14 protein-coding genes are annotated in these 15,783 nt (G+C 66.0%); all 14 read right to left on the bottom strand.

The window, feature by feature from the left end:
- Nucleotides 1-74 precede the first annotated feature (74 nt).
- The 14 genes from B9Y86_RS11660 to rpe all read right to left on the bottom strand — a co-directional run bounded on the left by B9Y86_RS11660 (nucleotide 75) and on the right by rpe (nucleotide 15,774).
- A complete protein-coding gene (locus B9Y86_RS11660) occupies nucleotides 75-1,532 on the bottom strand; it encodes a glutamate synthase subunit beta (protein ID WP_085486123.1) in 1,458 nt (485 codons plus the stop codon).
- Nucleotides 1,525-6,117, bottom strand: a complete 4,593-nt coding sequence (gene gltB / locus B9Y86_RS11655) for a glutamate synthase large subunit (RefSeq protein ID WP_085486121.1) — start codon at nucleotides 6,115-6,117, stop codon at nucleotides 1,525-1,527. The genes B9Y86_RS11660 and gltB overlap by 8 nt, the downstream gene beginning before the upstream one ends.
- A gap of 140 nt (nucleotides 6,118-6,257) precedes the next feature.
- Nucleotides 6,258-7,298 (bottom strand): prolipoprotein diacylglyceryl transferase, encoded by a 1,041-nt coding sequence (lgt, locus tag B9Y86_RS11650; protein ID WP_410371666.1) that lies wholly within the window; start codon nucleotides 7,296-7,298, stop codon nucleotides 6,258-6,260.
- A 112-nt stretch (nucleotides 7,299-7,410) separates the two neighbouring features.
- Complete coding sequence (gene trpA, locus B9Y86_RS11645; protein ID WP_085486119.1) at nucleotides 7,411-8,214, bottom strand: tryptophan synthase subunit alpha; 804 nt, start codon at nucleotides 8,212-8,214, stop codon at nucleotides 7,411-7,413.
- Nucleotides 8,211-9,440 (bottom strand): tryptophan synthase subunit beta, encoded by a 1,230-nt coding sequence (gene trpB / locus B9Y86_RS11640; protein ID WP_085486117.1) that lies wholly within the window; start codon nucleotides 9,438-9,440, stop codon nucleotides 8,211-8,213. The genes trpA and trpB overlap by 4 nt, the downstream gene beginning before the upstream one ends.
- On the bottom strand, nucleotides 9,437-10,216 hold the full coding sequence (gene trpC, locus B9Y86_RS11635) for an indole-3-glycerol phosphate synthase TrpC (RefSeq protein ID WP_085486115.1): 780 nt from the start codon (nucleotides 10,214-10,216) through the stop codon (nucleotides 9,437-9,439). Before trpC ends, trpB begins: the two co-directional genes overlap by 4 nt.
- Nucleotides 10,217-10,219: 3 nt before the next feature.
- Entirely contained in the window at nucleotides 10,220-10,450 is a 231-nt protein-coding gene (locus B9Y86_RS11630) for a DUF6704 family protein (RefSeq protein WP_044438359.1), read from the bottom strand.
- 62 nt (nucleotides 10,451-10,512) lie between these two features.
- Nucleotides 10,513-11,247, bottom strand: coding sequence for a Trp biosynthesis-associated membrane protein (locus B9Y86_RS11625; protein WP_085486113.1), 735 nt, complete (start codon nucleotides 11,245-11,247; stop codon nucleotides 10,513-10,515).
- Nucleotides 11,244-12,776, bottom strand: a complete 1,533-nt coding sequence (locus B9Y86_RS11620; protein ID WP_085486111.1) for an anthranilate synthase component I — start codon at nucleotides 12,774-12,776, stop codon at nucleotides 11,244-11,246. The genes B9Y86_RS11625 and B9Y86_RS11620 overlap by 4 nt, the downstream gene beginning before the upstream one ends.
- Nucleotides 12,773-13,150 carry a phosphoribosyl-AMP cyclohydrolase gene (gene hisI, locus B9Y86_RS11615; RefSeq protein WP_085486109.1) on the bottom strand — a complete coding sequence of 126 codons (378 nt, stop codon included), beginning with the start codon at nucleotides 13,148-13,150 and terminating at the stop codon, nucleotides 12,773-12,775. Before hisI ends, B9Y86_RS11620 begins: the two co-directional genes overlap by 4 nt.
- Entirely contained in the window at nucleotides 13,147-13,908 is a 762-nt protein-coding gene (gene hisF, locus B9Y86_RS11610) for an imidazole glycerol phosphate synthase subunit HisF (protein WP_085486107.1), read from the bottom strand. The genes hisI and hisF overlap by 4 nt, the downstream gene beginning before the upstream one ends.
- A 2-nt stretch (nucleotides 13,909-13,910) precedes the next feature.
- Nucleotides 13,911-14,750, bottom strand: coding sequence for an ATP phosphoribosyltransferase (hisG, locus tag B9Y86_RS11605; RefSeq protein WP_085486105.1), 840 nt, complete (start codon nucleotides 14,748-14,750; stop codon nucleotides 13,911-13,913).
- 82 nt (nucleotides 14,751-14,832) lie between these two features.
- Nucleotides 14,833-15,096, bottom strand: a complete 264-nt coding sequence (locus B9Y86_RS11600; RefSeq protein WP_055928791.1) for a phosphoribosyl-ATP diphosphatase — start codon at nucleotides 15,094-15,096, stop codon at nucleotides 14,833-14,835.
- A 9-nt stretch (nucleotides 15,097-15,105) separates the two neighbouring features.
- Nucleotides 15,106-15,774 carry a ribulose-phosphate 3-epimerase gene (gene rpe / locus B9Y86_RS11595; RefSeq protein WP_085486103.1) on the bottom strand — a complete coding sequence of 223 codons (669 nt, stop codon included), beginning with the start codon at nucleotides 15,772-15,774 and terminating at the stop codon, nucleotides 15,106-15,108.
- Nucleotides 15,775-15,783 lie beyond the last annotated feature (9 nt).

Below are 15,783 nucleotides of genomic sequence, written 5' to 3'. Positions count from 1 at the left end.
TCTCTGCGCCATGTAGGACGCAATCGGGATAGTGGCTGAATCGGATGAAGGAAGGATGGAACGGGGGTGGAACGCTAGATCGAGATCGAACGATCGGTGGGCTTGACGGGGAACGGGAGTTCAGTGGCACCTTCAAGGTACTCGTCTACGGCCGAAGCCGCAGCACGTCCCTCAGCAATCGCCCAGACGATGAGCGACTGACCTCGACCAGCATCGCCCGCCGCGAAGACGCCGGGCACACTCGTCTGGTAGTCGCCGGCGCGGCCGACGGTACCACGATCATCGAACTGGGCACCGAGCTGACTGGTGAGGTCGGTGTGCTCCGCACCCGTGAATCCGAGGGCCAGAAGTACGAGGTCTGCCGGGATCTCGCGCTCCGTGCCCGCCTTCGGCACACGTCGGCCGTCGACGAATTCGGTCTCGGCAACGCGGATCGCGCGGACCTCTCCGGATTCGTTCGACAGGAACTCGACGGTCGTGGCGAGGAACTGCCGCTCGCCGCCCTCTTCGTGTGCGCTGGAGACCTCGAACAGGGTGGGGAATGTCGGCCACGGCTGGTCGGGGCGACGCTCGCTCGGGGGCTGGGCCCCGATTGCCAGGTTGGTCACGGAGCGCGCACCCTGTCGGTGAGCAGTGCCGATGCAGTCGGCTCCGGTGTCACCGCCGCCGAGAACGACGACGTGCTTGTCTTCTGCCGTGATCTGATCGGCGATCGTGTCGCCCGCGCCGAGCTTGTTCTGCTGAACCAGGTAGTCCATGGCGAAGTGCACGCCGGAGAGGTCGCGGCCCGGGATCGGAAGATCACGGGGAACGGTCGCGCCGGTGCAGACGATGACCGCGTCGTAGCGGGCTCGCAGGTCGGCCCATGAGATGTCGACACCGATGGTGATTCCGGCGCGGAAGCGTGTGCCCTCGGCCAGCATCTGGTTCAACCGCTGTTCGAGCTGCTTCTTCTCCATCTTGAAGTCGGGGATGCCGTAGCGCAGCAGACCGCCTATGCGGTCGTCGCGCTCGTATACCGCGACGGTGTGGCCCGCTCGGGTCAGCTGCTGCGCGGCTGCGAGACCGGCAGGACCGGATCCGACGACGGCGACGGTCTTGCCGCTGAGCCGCTCCGGTGGGTGCGGCTGCACCCATCCGTTCGCGAATGCCTGATCGATGATCGAGACCTCGACCTGCTTGATGGTGACGGCAGGCTGGTTGATGCCGAGAACGCAGGAACTCTCGCAGGGCGCCGGGCAGAGTCGACCGGTGAATTCCGGGAAGTTGTTCGTGGCGTGGAGGCGTTCGATCGCCTGTCGGCCTTCGCCACGGAACATCAGGTCGTTCCACTCTGGAATCAGGTTGCCCAGAGGGCAGCCCTGGTGGCAGAAAGGGATGCCGCAGTCCATGCAGCGGCCGGCCTGGCGACGAAGCTCGGACGGATCACCCTGCTCGTAGACCTCTTTCCAGTCCATGAGTCGGACCGAGACCGGTCGTCTCTTGGGCAGCTCACGTTCCTGAACCTTCAGGAATCCCTTGGGATCAGCCACCGGTTACCTCCAAAATACGTCCCCAGACGATGTCGCCATCGGGGTCGAGTCCTTCATCGACGGCCGTCTGCCTGGTCTCCAGCACCGCGGCGTAGTCGCGGGGAAGAACCTTGACGAACTCCGTCACGGTCGTGTCGAAATCGGCCAGCATCGCCGCGGCGAGCGTCGATCCTGTCTCGAGTTCATGGCGGGTGAGAAGATCGCGCACGATCTCGGCATCGGCGCTTCCCAGAGGAAGCAGCTTCAGCTCGCCGCTCGCGATCGAGTCGCGGTTCACGCTCTCGGTGCGCAGGCGGTGAATGTAGGCGGTTCCACCGGACATGCCAGCACCGAGGTTGCGACCGGTCGACCCGAGGATCAGGGCCAGACCACCGGTCATGTATTCGAGCGCGTGATCTCCCACGCCCTCGACCACGGCTGTCGCGCCGGAGTTGCGCACGAGGAAGCGCTCGCCCACGATGCCGCGGATGAACATGCTGCCGCGCGTCGCGCCGTAGCCGATCACGTTTCCGGCGATCACATTCTCTTCGGCTGCGAACTGGCTGCGGCGATCGGGGCGAACGATGATCTGTCCGCCCGAGAGACCCTTGCCGACGTAGTCGTTCGAGTCGCCCTCGAGTCGGAGTGTGATCCCCGACGGGAGGAAAGCACCGAAGGACTGGCCGGCCGAGCCGAGCAGGGTGACCTGGATGGTTCCCTCGGGAAGCCCGGCCTCGCCGTGCCGGAGGGTGACCTGGTTGCCCAGCATCGTTCCCACGGCGCGCTCGGTGTTGCGGATCGGAAGCGTGATAGCTACAGGCTCGCCGAACTCCAGGGCCGACTGCGCCTCGCGGATCAACCGGTTGTCGAAGTGCTTCTCGAGCTCGTGGTCTTGTTGTCTGCGGTTCGAGCGCGGTTCGTCGTCGGCGAAGTCGGGTCCGACGAGGATCGGACTCAGGTCGAGGCCGTCGGCCTTCCAGTGCTCAATCGCACCGTTCATGTCGATCAACTCATGGTGTCCGATCGCCTCCTCGAGGGAGCGGAAGCCGAGCTCGGCGAGGTACTCGCGCACCTCCTGAGCCAGGAACTCGAAGAAGTTCACCACGAACTCCGGCTTTCCGGTGAAGCGCGCGCGGAGCTCGGGGTTCTGCGTCGCGACGCCGACCGGACACGTGTCGAGGTGGCAGACCCGCATGAGGATGCAGCCCTCGACGACGAGCGGCGCCGTCGCGAAGCCGTACTCCTCTGCGCCGAGCAGAGCGCCGATGATTACGTCGCGGCCGGTCTTCATCTGGCCGTCGACCTGAACGACGACTCGGTCACGCATACCGTTGAGCATCAGCGTCTGCTGCGTCTCGGCGAGGCCGATCTCCCACGGGGTTCCCGCGTGCTTCAGCGAGTTCAGCGGGCTCGCGCCCGTTCCCCCGTCGTGGCCGGAGACGAGCACGACGTCGGCCAGTGCCTTCGTCACGCCCGCGGCGACCGCGCCGATGCCCGATTGGCTGACCAGCTTGACGTGCACGCGAGCCAAAGGGTTCGCTCGCTTGACGTCGAAGATCAGCTGCTTGAGGTCTTCGATCGAGTAGATGTCGTGGTGCGGAGGCGGTGAGATGAGTCCGACACCGGCCGTCGCGTGGCGGGTGCGTGCGACCCAGGGGTAGACCTTGGTGGGAGGAAGCTGTCCGCCCTCGCCGGGCTTCGCGCCCTGCGCCATCTTGAGCTGGATATCAGTGGCGTGCGTCAGGTACATGCTCGTGACGCCGAAACGGCCGGATGCGACCTGCTTGATCGCGCTTCTGCGCCGCGGGTCGAGGAGGCGGTCGGTGTCTTCGCCGCCCTCGCCCGTGTTCGACTTCGCGCCGATGGAGTTCATAGCGATGGCGAGGGTCTCGTGCGCCTCTTGGGAGATGGAGCCATAGCTCATCGCGCCCGTCGAGAATCGTTTGACGATCGATTCGATCGGCTCGACCTCGTCGAGGGGCACAGGCGGGCGGGCTCCGTGGCGGAGCTTGAAGAGCCCGCGCAGGGTCATGAGGTTCTCGGCCTGCTCATCGATCAACCGCGTGTAGTCACGGAAGATGTCGTAGCGGCGGTTGCGCGTCGAGTGCTGCAGACGGAACACCGTTTCCGGGTTGAACAGGTGCGGTGGTCCCTCGCGGCGCCACTGGTACTCGCCGCCCGTCGCGAGCGGCTCGTGAGCCGAGGCCGCCTCGTCTTCGGGGTACGCGGCGCGGTGCCTCGAGGCGCTCTCGGATGCGACGACGTCGATTCCGATTCCGCCCAGCTTGGTCGTGGTGCCGGTGAAGTACTCGCGTACGAAGTCGGTTCCGAGGCCGACGGCCTCGAACGCCTGCGCTCCCGCGTAGCTCGACACCGTAGAGATGCCCATCTTGGACATGATCTTGAGAACGCCCTTGCCGAGCGCCTTGATCACGTTCTTGACCGCCTTCTCCGGGGTCAGACCGGTCAGACGACCACTCCGCACGAGGTTCTCGCAGGTCTCCATGGCGAGGTACGGGTTCACGGCCGAGGCGCCGTACCCGATGAGAAGCGCGACATGGTGCACCTCGCGGACGTCTCCGGCCTCGACGATCAGGCCGACCTTCATGCGGGTCTCCTGGCGGATGAGGTGGTGATGCACCGCCGAGAGCATCAGCAGCGACGGAACGGGAGCCAGGTCTTTGTTCGAGTCCCTGTCGGAGAGCACGATGAACGAGGCGCCGTCGTCGATCGCCTGATCTGCTTCGTGGCACATCTCTGCAATGCGCTCCTGCATGGCCAGAGGCCCGTCCTCGACCCTGTAGAGGCCGCGGATCGTCGTCGTGATACGGCTTCCGGAATGCGGATCGATGTGCTGGATCTTCGCCAGCTCGTCGTTGTCGATCACAGGGAAGTCGAGGATGACCTGGCGGGTGTGCTCGGCCGTGGCCGTCAGGAGGTTGCGCTCCGGGCCGAGGCCGAGGCGCATCGAGGTGACCACCTCTTCTCTGATCGAGTCGAGCGGCGGGTTGGTCACCTGCGCGAACTGCTGCGTGAAGTAGTCGAACAGCAGGCGCGGTCGTTCGCTGAGCACGGCGATGGGCGTGTCCGAGCCCATGGCTCCCAGCGGCTCAGCGCCGTTCTTGGCCATCGGCATGAGGAGGATTCGGATCTCCTCTTCCGTGTAGCCGAAGGTGCGCTGACGGCGCGTCACAGACGCGGGCGTGTGCACGATGTGCTCGCGCTCGGGAAGGTCGCGGAGGTTGATGCGGCCCGCGTCGAGCCACTCGGCATAGGGCCCCGTCGCTGCGAGCGAGTCCTTGATCTCGTCGTCCTCGATGATGCGGCCGGCGTCGGTGTCGACGAGGAACATGTTGCCGGGGCGAAGACGTCCCTTGCGCACGACTCTGGCGGGATCGACGTCGATGACTCCGATCTCGCTGGCGAGCACCACGAGGTCGTCGTCGGTCACGAGGTACCGTCCGGGACGGAGTCCGTTGCGGTCGAGGGTCGCTCCGACGAGATCGCCGTCGGTGAAGACGAGAGCGGCCGGACCGTCCCACGGCTCCATCAACATCGAGTGGTACTCGTAGAACGCCTTGTGCTCGGGGTCGAAGTCGGCCTGGTTCTCCCACGCCTCCGGAACCATCATCATGATGGCGTGGGGCAGGGATCGACCGGCGAGTGTCAGCAGCTCGACGACCTCGTCGAACGACGCGGAGTCGCTCGCCCCGGGCGTGACGATCGGCAGAAGCGGGGTCAGGTCGCCCATGACCTCGGACTCGAGCTGGGACTGGCGCGCGCGCATCCAGTTACGGTTGCCCTGCACGGTGTTGATCTCGCCGTTGTGGGCCATCATGCGCAGGGGCTGAGCCAGGGGCCACGACGGGAAGGTGTTCGTGGAGTAGCGGGAGTGCACGAGTGCGAGCTTCGAGGCGAAGCGCTCGTCGGACAGGTCGGGGTAGAACGGCTCGAGCTGCAGCGTCGTGACCATGCCCTTGTACGTCAGGGTGCGCGACGAGAGCGACATGAAGTACACCTCGAGCTCACGTTCCGCGCGCTTGCGCAGGCGGTAGGTCAGCCGGTCGAGGGCGAGCCCGTTGAGCGGAGCGCCCTCGGCGTCGTGGTTGACGCTGGTGACGAAGAGCTGCCAGATCGCCGGCATCGCGGCACGGGCGAGACGCCCCAGCTCGTCGGGTCTGATCGGGACCTCGCGCCAACCCAGGATGCGCAGACCTTCGGAGTCGGCGATCTCGGCGATGCGCGACACGATCGTGTCGCGTTCGGACGAGTCCGTCGGAAGGAATGCGTTGCCGACCGCGTAGTGGCCTACCGGGGGAAGCTCGGCCGGGCCGACGGCACGGAGGAACTCGTCGGGAATCTGCGTGAGGATTCCCGCTCCGTCACCCGTTCCAGCGTCGGAGCCGATGGCCCCGCGGTGTTCGAGATTGCGAAGCGCGCCGAGGGCGGTGTCGATGATGTCGTGCCCTGCGGTGCCTCGCAGGGTGGCGACCATGGCCAGGCCACAGGCGTCTTTCTCCGCGGCGGGGTCATACAACCCCTGCGCGGCGGGAACGGAACTGAAACGGGACTGCGGGGGCTGCTCGGACCGTGGCTGCTGGGACAAGGAAGTGCCGTCCTCTACGTGATTGCTTAAGGATCTGGGACGCCGCTGGCCCAAGAGGGAAATGCCGTGATGCCCTGTCGGGTCGAGTCGGCTGTCGGGGTGGTCGGAAGCTGAGGACGCGAGTTGCGCGACGGTCGTGTTCAGTTCGAGGATTTCGCACCGACGACGCTTGTGGCGTCTGATGCGACGGATTCTTTCTCGGGAGAATCGGTGGCTCCATCGCCCCTGAGCTCGTCATCCGAGTAAGTATCGCTCGATTCTACCCCAGCGCCCGCGGGCACCCATTCTGCGCCCGGCCGGTACGGTCCGGGCTCGGCACCGGGGTGCTCGCGGCGCTGGATGAGAATGATGAGGAGGCCGACCAGGATCGCGAAGAGCGCACCCCAGACGTTGGTGCGCACGCCGAAGAAGATCTCGCTCGGATCGACGCGCATCGTCTCGAACATCGTTCGACCGATGCCGTACCAGATGAGGTAGACGCCGAAGGCCTTGCCCCACTGCAGGCGGAGCTTGCGCTCGAGCAGCAGGATGACGGCGACGCCCGCCAGGTTCCAGATGACCTCGTAGAGGAAGGTCGGCTGGAACAGTGTGCCGTCGGCGAGCCCGACCGGAATCGCGGCATTCGGTGCCGGGATCTCGAGGCCCCACGGCAGATCGGTGGGGGTGCCGAAGAGTTCGTGGTTGAAGTAGTTTCCGAACCGTCCGGCGGCCTGCGCGAGCAGCATGCCGGGCGCGAGGGCGTCGGCGAAGGTCCAGAATCGGATGCCGCTCAGGCGGCAACCGATGTAGGCGCCGACGGCGCCTCCGATGAGGGAGCCGAAGATGGCGATGCCGCCTTCCCACACAGCGAAGACCTTCCACCACTCGATGCCCTCGCCGAAGTAGTCGCCCGGGTGCGTGAGCACATGGTAGGCGCGAGCCCCGATGATGCCGAAGGGGATCGCCCACAGGATGATGTCGAGCACAACGCCCGGCTCGGCACCGCGCGCGGTGAGACGACGCGAGGTCAACACGGTGGCGAGCACGATTCCCGCGAGGATGCAGAGCGCGTAGGCACGAATCTCAAGCGTGCTCGCGTACTGAGGCAGACCGAGGCTGTGCAGCCAACCGGTGAAACCACTGATGTCGATACTGAAGCCCTGCCAGGAGGGGCTGGGGATGCTGGTGGGGGCGAAGACCAACGGTTTCGACCTTTCATCGTGTTGTGCTCATGCGGGCGCCTGTTCGCTCGCCGAAGCGGGAGATCAGACGTAAGAGGGGCTGATGCTTATTGTAGGACGGCGGGAGTGTCGCTCAGCGACCGGTGCCGGTGGCCAGCTGCGCGGCGAGACGGGCGACTCCGTCGACACCGTCTTCTGCCAGCGCACGGACGAGTGCCGATCCGACGATGGCGCCGTCGGCATAGCTGAGGATCTCGGCGATCTGATCGGCTGTCGAGACGCCGATGCCGACGCAGGCGCTGGTCGATCCGACGGAGCGCAGACGTCCGACGAGTTTCTCTGCAGCCAGTCCAAGCTCAGCGCGGGCGCCCGTCGTTCCCATCGTCGAGACGGTGTAGACGAATCCGCGGCTGTTCTCGACTGCGAGTCGCAGGCGCTCCTCGGTCGATGTGGGGGCAGCGAGGAAGACTCGGTCGAGACCTGTCCGATCGCTCTCGACAAGCCAGTCGGCCCCGGAGTCGACCGTCAGATCGGGCGTGATCAGCCCAGCTCCCCCGGCGGAGCGGAGATCGTCGGCGAAGCGCGCGACGCCGTACTGCACGACGGGGTTCCAGTAGGTCATGAGCAGAACGGGCGCGTCGACCCGAGCCCTGATCTTCTCGACGGCCGTGAAGGCGTCACGAAGTCGGAAGCCCGCGTCGAGGGATGCCTGGGTCGCCTTCTGGATCACCGGGCCGTCCATGACCGGGTCGGAGTACGGGATGCCGAGTTCGAGAACGTCGACGCCGTTCTCGACCAGGGCCACGGCCGCGTCGATGCTCTCATCGAGAGAGGGGAATCCGACGGGAAGGTAACCGATGAGGGCTCCGGCCCGCGACAGGCGGCTGGCCTCGATGGCGGATGCGACGGGAGACTCGATGACGCTGGCGGCGGTCATGCACCGGCCCCCGCATCCAGAACCCCGAAGTAGGCGCCCGCCGTCTCGACGTCTTTATCGCCGCGACCCGACAGGTTGATGAGGATGGTGGCCTTCTCGCCCAACGTGCGCCCGAGTTCGATGGCACCGGCGAGGGCGTGAGCCGACTCGATGGCGGGAATGATGCCCTCGGTCTGGCAGAGCAGCCTGAATGCCTGCATAGCGGCTGCGTCGGTCACCGGTGTGTACGTGGCTCGACCGATGGATGCGAGCCACGCGTGTTCCGGTCCCACCCCCGGGTAGTCGAGGCCGGCCGAGATGGAGTGCGAGTCGACGGTCTGGCCGTCTTCGTCTTGCAGCATGATGCTACGCGAGCCGTGCAGCACTCCGGGGCGACCCATGGTGATGCTGGCAGCGTGACGCAGCGTGTCGACACCGTCGCCGCCGGCCTCGAAGCCGTGCAGTGCGACATCGGGATCGTCGAGGAACGCGTGGAAGATGCCTATGGCATTCGAGCCGCCGCCCACGCAGGCCACGACGGCATCCGGCAGAGCGCCGGTCATGTCGATGACCTGCTGCCGTGCCTCTTCGCCGATGATCTTGACGAAATCGCGCACCATCACCGGGAAAGGGTGGGGACCGGCGACGGTGCCCAGCAGGTAGTGGGTGTTCTCGACGTTGGCGACCCAATCGCGGAAAGCCTCGTTGAGCGCGTCTTTCAGAGTGCGTGTGCCCGTGGTCACCGGAATGACCTCCGCTCCGAGGAGGCGCATGCGGGCGACGTTCAACGCCTGCCGCTCGGTGTCGACCTCGCCCATGTAGACGACGCACTCCATGCCGAACAGGGCCGCGGCGGTCGCTGTCGCGACTCCGTGCTGCCCGGCGCCCGTCTCGGCGATCAGCCGGGTCTTGCCGATGCGCTTGGCGATCAGGGCCTGCCCGAGCACGTTGCAGATCTTGTGCGAGCCGGTGTGGTTCAGGTCTTCGCGCTTCAACAGAATGCGGGCGCCCCCGGCGTGCTCGGCGAAACGAGGCACTTCGGTGATGATGGAAGGACGTCCGGTGTAGGTGCGGTGCAACTCTGCGAGCTCGCGGTGGAACTCCGGGTCTGCCTTCGCCTCGTCGTACGCGGCGGAAAGCTCGTCGAGAGCGGCGATGAGAGACTCCGGCATGAACCGCCCACCGAACTCGCCGAAGAACGGACCCGTCTCGTCGCGCAGGTGGGTGGGGCTGGTGTCGATCGTCATGGGTTCACGCTCAGAAATTCTGTGAGGGTCTCGCGAGGGCTGCCGTGGGTCACCAGGGCTTCCCCGATGAGCACCACGTCTGCGCCAGAACGGCGGTAGTGGGCTACATCGGCGGCGGTCTTCACCGCTGACTCCGCGATGCGGATCGTGCCTTCGGGGATGCTGCCGGCCAGCCGGCCGAACAGATCGGGGTCGAGCTCGAATGTGGTGAGATTGCGCGCATTGACGCCGATGACCCGGGAGCCGAGGTCGACAGCACGGCTGAGTTCGTCGGCCGAATGAGTCTCGACGAGCGCGGTCATGCCCAGCTCGGTGATCAGAGCGTGCAGACGCGTGAGCGTCTTCTGATCGAGGGCGGCGACGATGAGCAGCACGAGATCGGCGCCCGCTGCTCGAGCCTCGAACACCTGGTACTCGAGGCCGATGAAATCTTTGCGCAGAACGGGGATGTCGATCGCCTGGCGTACGGCGCGCAGGTCGTCGAGTGAACCCCCGAAACGTCGACCCTCGGTGAGCACGCTGACGGCACTCGCACCGCCCGCCTCGTATTCACGGGCGAGAGCCTGGGGATCGACGATGTCGGCGAGGGCACCCTTGGACGGGCTGGAACGCTTGATCTCGGCAATCACTTTGACGCGCTCGGATGGAGCGAGAAAAGCGAGTGCGTCGAGGGGCGCGGGGGCAGACAGAGCGGCAGCTTCGACGGACGCCAGGCTCACGCTCTGCTGTCGTGTCTCCGCATCCTCGATCGCGCCGGCGAGGAGCTGTTCGAGCACCCTCTAGTGTCCTTTACCGGCGTAGCGCGGGCTGTAGGCTCCGAAACCCGCGACGGCGAGCACCTTGCCCAGGATCGCTCCCACGACGAGAAGACCCGCTGACGCCCAGACGAGCCACTGCACGTCGAAGAAAAAGGCGACGGTGCCGATGCTGAATGCGATCAGCATCACGATCACGGCGGTCCAGGCGGCCGGCGAGTGACCGTGTCCAGGTTCTTCAGAAACGTTGCTCATGGAACTCCTCTTGTTCGGGGTCAATAGTAGTCGAAAGGAATGCGCGTTCCTGTGCCCGAGCGCTACGCGGTGGGGTCTGTTCCGCGGCTCAGACTGTCCCAGTTGTCGACGGATGCGGCCTTTCGGCGAACAGCCGCGTCATCCGGACTCTCGTCGGCGTCGGGCGACGGTGCATCCGCGCTGCCAGCGGAGCCATCGAGATCGAGCAACTCGTCTGCTTCTAGAACGCGTCCGTCTTCGGAGGCGAAGCGGACGGCCTGGTACCTGCGCCCCGAAACGGGCCAGCGGGTCGTCGTGACCGCGACGGCCACGCCGAGAAGTGCGAGAAGAGCACCCAAGAGGATGGCGACGACAGGCCATGCTGTGACGGCCTCGCTGCGCGCGATCGTGCGGATCGACTCGGTTCCGGCCACGCCGGTGGCGGCCGTGACGACCGGCGAGCCCGCCGACACCGGATCGATGAGCGGCCCTGTGCCTGAGAGCACGATGCTGGCGCCGAGCAGAACCTGGAGAACTCCGAGCACGATGCGGATGACGGGACCGGCGATGGCCAGGGCCGCCGCGCTGGCGAGCCCGGCGAGGCCGAGCGCGGCCAGAGCGGGCGCCGCGGTCGCTCCGGGCACGTCGAGGATGCGGCTCGAACCGCCGTCAGACGTGACGCTGAGCGATCCCCACGATTGTGACCAGGCGAGGAACACGAGCCCGCTCACCGCGAGTACGCCGAGGATCATCAGACCCTTGAGCCTGGCCGATCCCTGTTTCTGAGGCGAGGCCGCCGCCGTGCCGGAGGTCGTCATACGATCCGCCGCATGGCATTCGCTATGGCGACCGCGCGCAGAGGAGCCGCCGCCTTGTTCTGCGACTCGAGGAACTCGGAATCCGGGTCGGAGTCTGCCACCAGTCCTCCGCCCGCCTGCACATGCGCGACACCGGACTCGATCGTGGCCGTGCGGATGGCGATGGCGAGATCTGCGTCGCCAGCGAAGCCGAAGTAGCCGACCACTCCCCCGTACACGCCGCGCTGAGCGGGTTCGAGGTCGTCGATGATCTGGAGCGCCCGAGGTTTGGGCGCGCCCGAGAGCGTTCCCGCAGGGAACGTCGCGCTGAAGACGTCGATCGCGGTGACCCCCGGCCGGATCGCTCCCTCGACCGACGAGACGATGTGCATGATGTGGCTGAAGCGCTCAATGCGCATGAACTCGGTCACCTCGACAGTTCCAGGCACGCAGACCTTGAGCAGGTCGTTGCGGGCCAGGTCGACGAGCATGAGGTGCTCCGACTTCTCTTTCTCGTCGCCGAGGAGCTCGTGTTCCAGCTCAATGTCGTGTTCCACTGTCGTGCCACGGGGACGCGAACCCGCGATGGGATGAGTGAAGGCCCGGCCGTTGTCGACCTTGACCAACGCCTCGGGGCTGGAGCCGACGATCGTGTACGGCGTTCCGTCGGGGCGCTCGAGAGCCAGGAGATAGAGATATGGGCTGGGGTTGAGCGTGCGTAGCACGCGATAGACATCGATCGGCTCCGCCGAGGTCTCGAGATCGAAGCGCTGCGAGATGACCACTTGGAACACGTCACCGTCGCGGATGTGCACCTTGGCCCGCTCGATGGCGTCGAGGAAATCGCTCCGTTCGGTGCGCGCGACAGGCTGCCCGACCGTGTCGAAGTCGGCGTCGTCGAGCCTCGTCTCGGTGGGTTTCGCCAGCTCGGCCTGCATGGCGTCGAGTCGCTCCTGCGCGTCGCGCCACTGAGCGTCGGCGTCGCCGCGAGGGTCTGCCAGCACCGCTGAGATCAACTGCACTGTACCCGTCAGATGGTCGATCGCCACGAGGTCGCGTACGAACCCCATGGCCTGGCTCGGTACCGAATAGTCTGCCGGCGGGCGGTGGGGAAGGTGCTCGATCTGTCGGATGGTCTCCCATCCGATGAAGCCCACGAGTCCGCCTGTGAGCGGCGGATGTCCCGGGATCATCGGCGTCTGCCAGGTGTGGAAGAGGGCCGAGAGAGCTGCGAGGGGCTGCTCGGGCAGCCCGTCGGGGAAGGCGTCGGATTCCGAGAGCCCGAGGTCGACCCACACGGCGCGTTCTGCGTCGCTGGTGAGCACACCGTAGCTCGACACCCCGATGAACGAGAACCGCGACCAGACTCCACCCTGGCCGGCGGACTCGAGCAAGAACGAGCCTGCACGGCCGCGGGCGAGCTTGCGATAGACGCCCACAGGGGTCTCTCCGTCGGCGAAGAGGGTTCGAAGCACGGGAAGCACTCGGTGGCTGCCCAGAAGGTCGTCGAACTCCTGCCGCGTGGTCGACGCGACGCGCCCGCCGATCATGCCGATTCTCCGGCCGACCCGATGACGGGATCGAGCGGATCGACGTCGAAGCACGCCCTCGCTCCCGTGTGGCAGGCCGCCCCTATCTGCTCCACCTGCACCAGCAGAGTATCGTCGTCGCAGTCGAGGGCCGCCCCACGCACATACTGCGCGTGGCCGGAGGTATCGCCCTTTCTCCAGTACTCCTGGCGTGAGCGAGACCAGAACGTGACGCGGCCCTCGGTGAGGGTGCGGCGCAGGGCTTCGGAATTCATGTACCCCAGCATAAGAACGTCCTTCGTGTCCCACTGCTGGATGATCGCTGGCAGAAGGCCGTCCGCGGCGAAGTTCGCTCGGGTAAGCACGGCCTCGATGTCGTCTGCTGTCTGTGTCATCGGATCAACGCCCCGTCGTGTCTCAGTTCGTCTTTGACCTGGCCGATGGTCAATTCTCTGTTGTGAAAGACGCTTGCGGCGAGCACCGCATCGGCGCCTGCGCGGATGGCCTCAGGGAAATGCTCGAGACGACCGGCCCCACCCGATGCGACCACGGGCACGCGACTGATCGAGCGCATCACCCCGATGAGTTCCAGGTCGAAGCCGTCCTTCGTTCCGTCTGCATCGATCGAGTTGACCAGAAGTTCTCCCGCTCCACGTCTGATGGCCTCGGCGGCCCAGTCGAGGGCGTCGAGCGTCGTCTCGCGCCGACCGCCGTGCGTTGTCACCACGAAACCGGATGGCACGCTGTCGCTGCGCTTGATGTCGAGCGACAACACGATCACCTGCGCGCCGAACCTGTTGGCGATCTCGTCGATCAGCTCCGGCCGTGCGATGGCAGCGCTGTTCACCCCGATCTTGTCGGCTCCCGATGCGAGGAGTCTGGCTACGTCGTCGGTCGAACGGACTCCCCCACCGACGGTCAGCGGAATGAAGACCTGCTCCGCGGTCTTCTGCACGACGTCGTAGGTCGTCGAGCGATCGTCGACTGTCGCGGTCACGTCGAGGAAGGTCAACTCGTCGGCCCCCTGCTCGGCATAGATACGCGCGAGTTCGACGGGATCGCCCGCGTCACGGAGGTTCTCGAATTTGACGCCCTTCACCACGCGACCGGCGGCCACATCGAGACAGGGAATCACCCGGATGGCGACGCTCACGATCAGATCCGAGCGGCGTGGATGGGGCTGACGAGAATCGCGCGCGCACCGACGTCGTACAGCGCGTCCATCACCTGATTGGTGTCGGCCAGCGGCACCATCGACCGCACGGCGACCCACTCGGGGTCGCGTAGTGGCGAGATGGTGGGTGACTCGAGGCCCGGCGTGATCGCCGCTGCGGCGTCGAGCTTCGCGAGCGGCACGTCGTAGTCCATCAGCACGTACTGACGGGCGACCAGCACGCCCTGAAGTCGACGCAGGAGGGTGTCGGCACCGGGCTTGTCGATGCCCGACGAGATGACGACGGCGGACGATTCGAGGATCACAGGGCCGAAGATGGTGAGCCCGGCCTTCTTGAGAGTCGACCCGGTGGACACGACGTCGGCGACGGCGTCGGCCACACCCAGGCGCACGGCCGACTCGACCGCGCCGTCGAGGCGCACGAGCGTTGCTGAAACGGAGTGCTGAGCCAGGAACGCCTTGACGAGTCCGGGGTAGCTGGTCGCGACGCGCCGGCCCTCGAGTTCGGACACGCCGGCGAAGCCGCCATCCGGACCCGCGAAGCGGAACGTCGACTCACCGAACTGCAACGAGGCGATCTCTTTCGCGGGAGATTCGGAATCGAGCAGCAGATCGCGCCCCGTGATGCCGATGTCGAGAGCACCGCTTCCGACGTAGGTGGCGATGTCGCGGGGGCGGAGATAGAAGAACTCCACTCCGTTCCGCTCGTCGACGAGGTGCAACTCACGCGTGTCACGTCGGGTCTGGTACCCCGACTCGGCAAGCATCTGAACGGCGGTTTCGGACAGGGAGCCCTTGTTGGGCACCGCGATCTTGAGCATAAGAGTCTTTCGAATTGTCGACTGTCGGGCGAGAGCCCGCGTCAGTCTGGGCAGCTATGAGAACGAACGGATGCGGCCGTGCTCACAGATGTCGGTAGACATCAGCCGGCGTCAGCCCCTTGGCGATCAGGAGCACCTGAAGGTGGTAGAGCAGCTGGGAGATCTCGGCCACCATCTCGTCGTCGGACTCGTATTCCGCCGCCATCCAGACCTCGGCGGCCTCTTCGACGATCTTCTTGCCGATGAAGTGAACGCCGGCGTCGAGCTCGCGAACAGTGCCGGAACCGTCTGGGCGCTCGAGCGCTTTGGCACTCAGCTCGGAGAACAGCTCATCGAAAGTCTTCACCTCTGCAGTTTAGGCGACGTGGGTGTGCTCGAGTGCCCTCTGGCGCAGCAGCTGAACCTGCGCGCCCGCGTCGGCTGCGCCGAACACGCTCGACCCGGCGACGAAGGTGTCGGCACCCGCTCGGGCGGCCACCTCGATGGTCTGCTCGTTGATGCCGCCGTCGACCTGCAGCCACACGTCGAGTCCGCTGCGTGAGGCGACCTCACGCGCTGCGACGAGCTTCGACATCGTCTCCGGCATGAACGATTGGCCGCCGAAGCCCGGTTCGACCGTCATGACCAGGAGTTGATCGAACTCTGCGAGCACGTCGAGGTAGGGCTCGACAGGGGTTCCCGGCTTGATCGCGAGACCCGCACGCGCCCCTATCTGCCGCAGGCGACGCGCCAGCGCGACGGGCTCGTCGGTGGCCTCCGCGTGGAAGGTGACGGAGAAGACGCCGAGCTCCGCGAAGGTGGGAGCCCAGCGGTCGACATCGGTGATCATCAGGTGCATGTCGAGGGGAAGCTCGGTGACCTGGAGAAGACGCTCGACCACGGGGATGCCGAACGTCAGGTTGGGCACGAAATGGTTGTCCATCACATCGACGTGCACCGCGTCTGCCGACGAGATGCGGTCGAGCTCCGTCGCCAGGTGAGCGAAGTCTGCGGCCAGGATGCTGGGATTGATACGCACGGGCATGGTGATCAG

The organism is Agreia pratensis (assembly GCF_900177685.1).
Lineage (GTDB): Bacteria > Actinomycetota > Actinomycetes > Actinomycetales > Microbacteriaceae > Agreia > Agreia pratensis.
Note: the sequence above shows the minus strand (reverse complement) of the source record. Positions and strands in the feature narration are given on the sequence as shown.

Bases quoted from the DNA above. Each gene is read 5' to 3' on its own strand.
- trpA (WP_085486119.1), bottom strand. From the start codon at position 8,214: ATGACCGCCGCCAGCGTCATCGAGTCTCCCGTCGCATCCGCCATCGAG.
- trpB (WP_085486117.1), bottom strand. From the start codon at position 9,440: ATGACGATCGACACCAGCCCCACCCACCTGCGCGACGAGACGGGTCCG.
- B9Y86_RS11630 (WP_044438359.1), bottom strand. From the start codon at position 10,450: ATGAGCAACGTTTCTGAAGAACCTGGACACGGTCACTCGCCGGCCGCC.
- B9Y86_RS11625 (WP_085486113.1), bottom strand. From the start codon at position 11,247: ATGACGACCTCCGGCACGGCGGCGGCCTCGCCTCAGAAACAGGGATCG.
- B9Y86_RS11620 (WP_085486111.1), bottom strand. From the start codon at position 12,776: ATGATCGGCGGGCGCGTCGCGTCGACCACGCGGCAGGAGTTCGACGAC.
- hisI (WP_085486109.1), bottom strand. From the start codon at position 13,150: ATGACACAGACAGCAGACGACATCGAGGCCGTGCTTACCCGAGCGAAC.
- hisG (WP_085486105.1), bottom strand. From the start codon at position 14,750: ATGCTCAAGATCGCGGTGCCCAACAAGGGCTCCCTGTCCGAAACCGCC.
- rpe (WP_085486103.1), bottom strand. From the start codon at position 15,774: ATGCCCGTGCGTATCAATCCCAGCATCCTGGCCGCAGACTTCGCTCAC.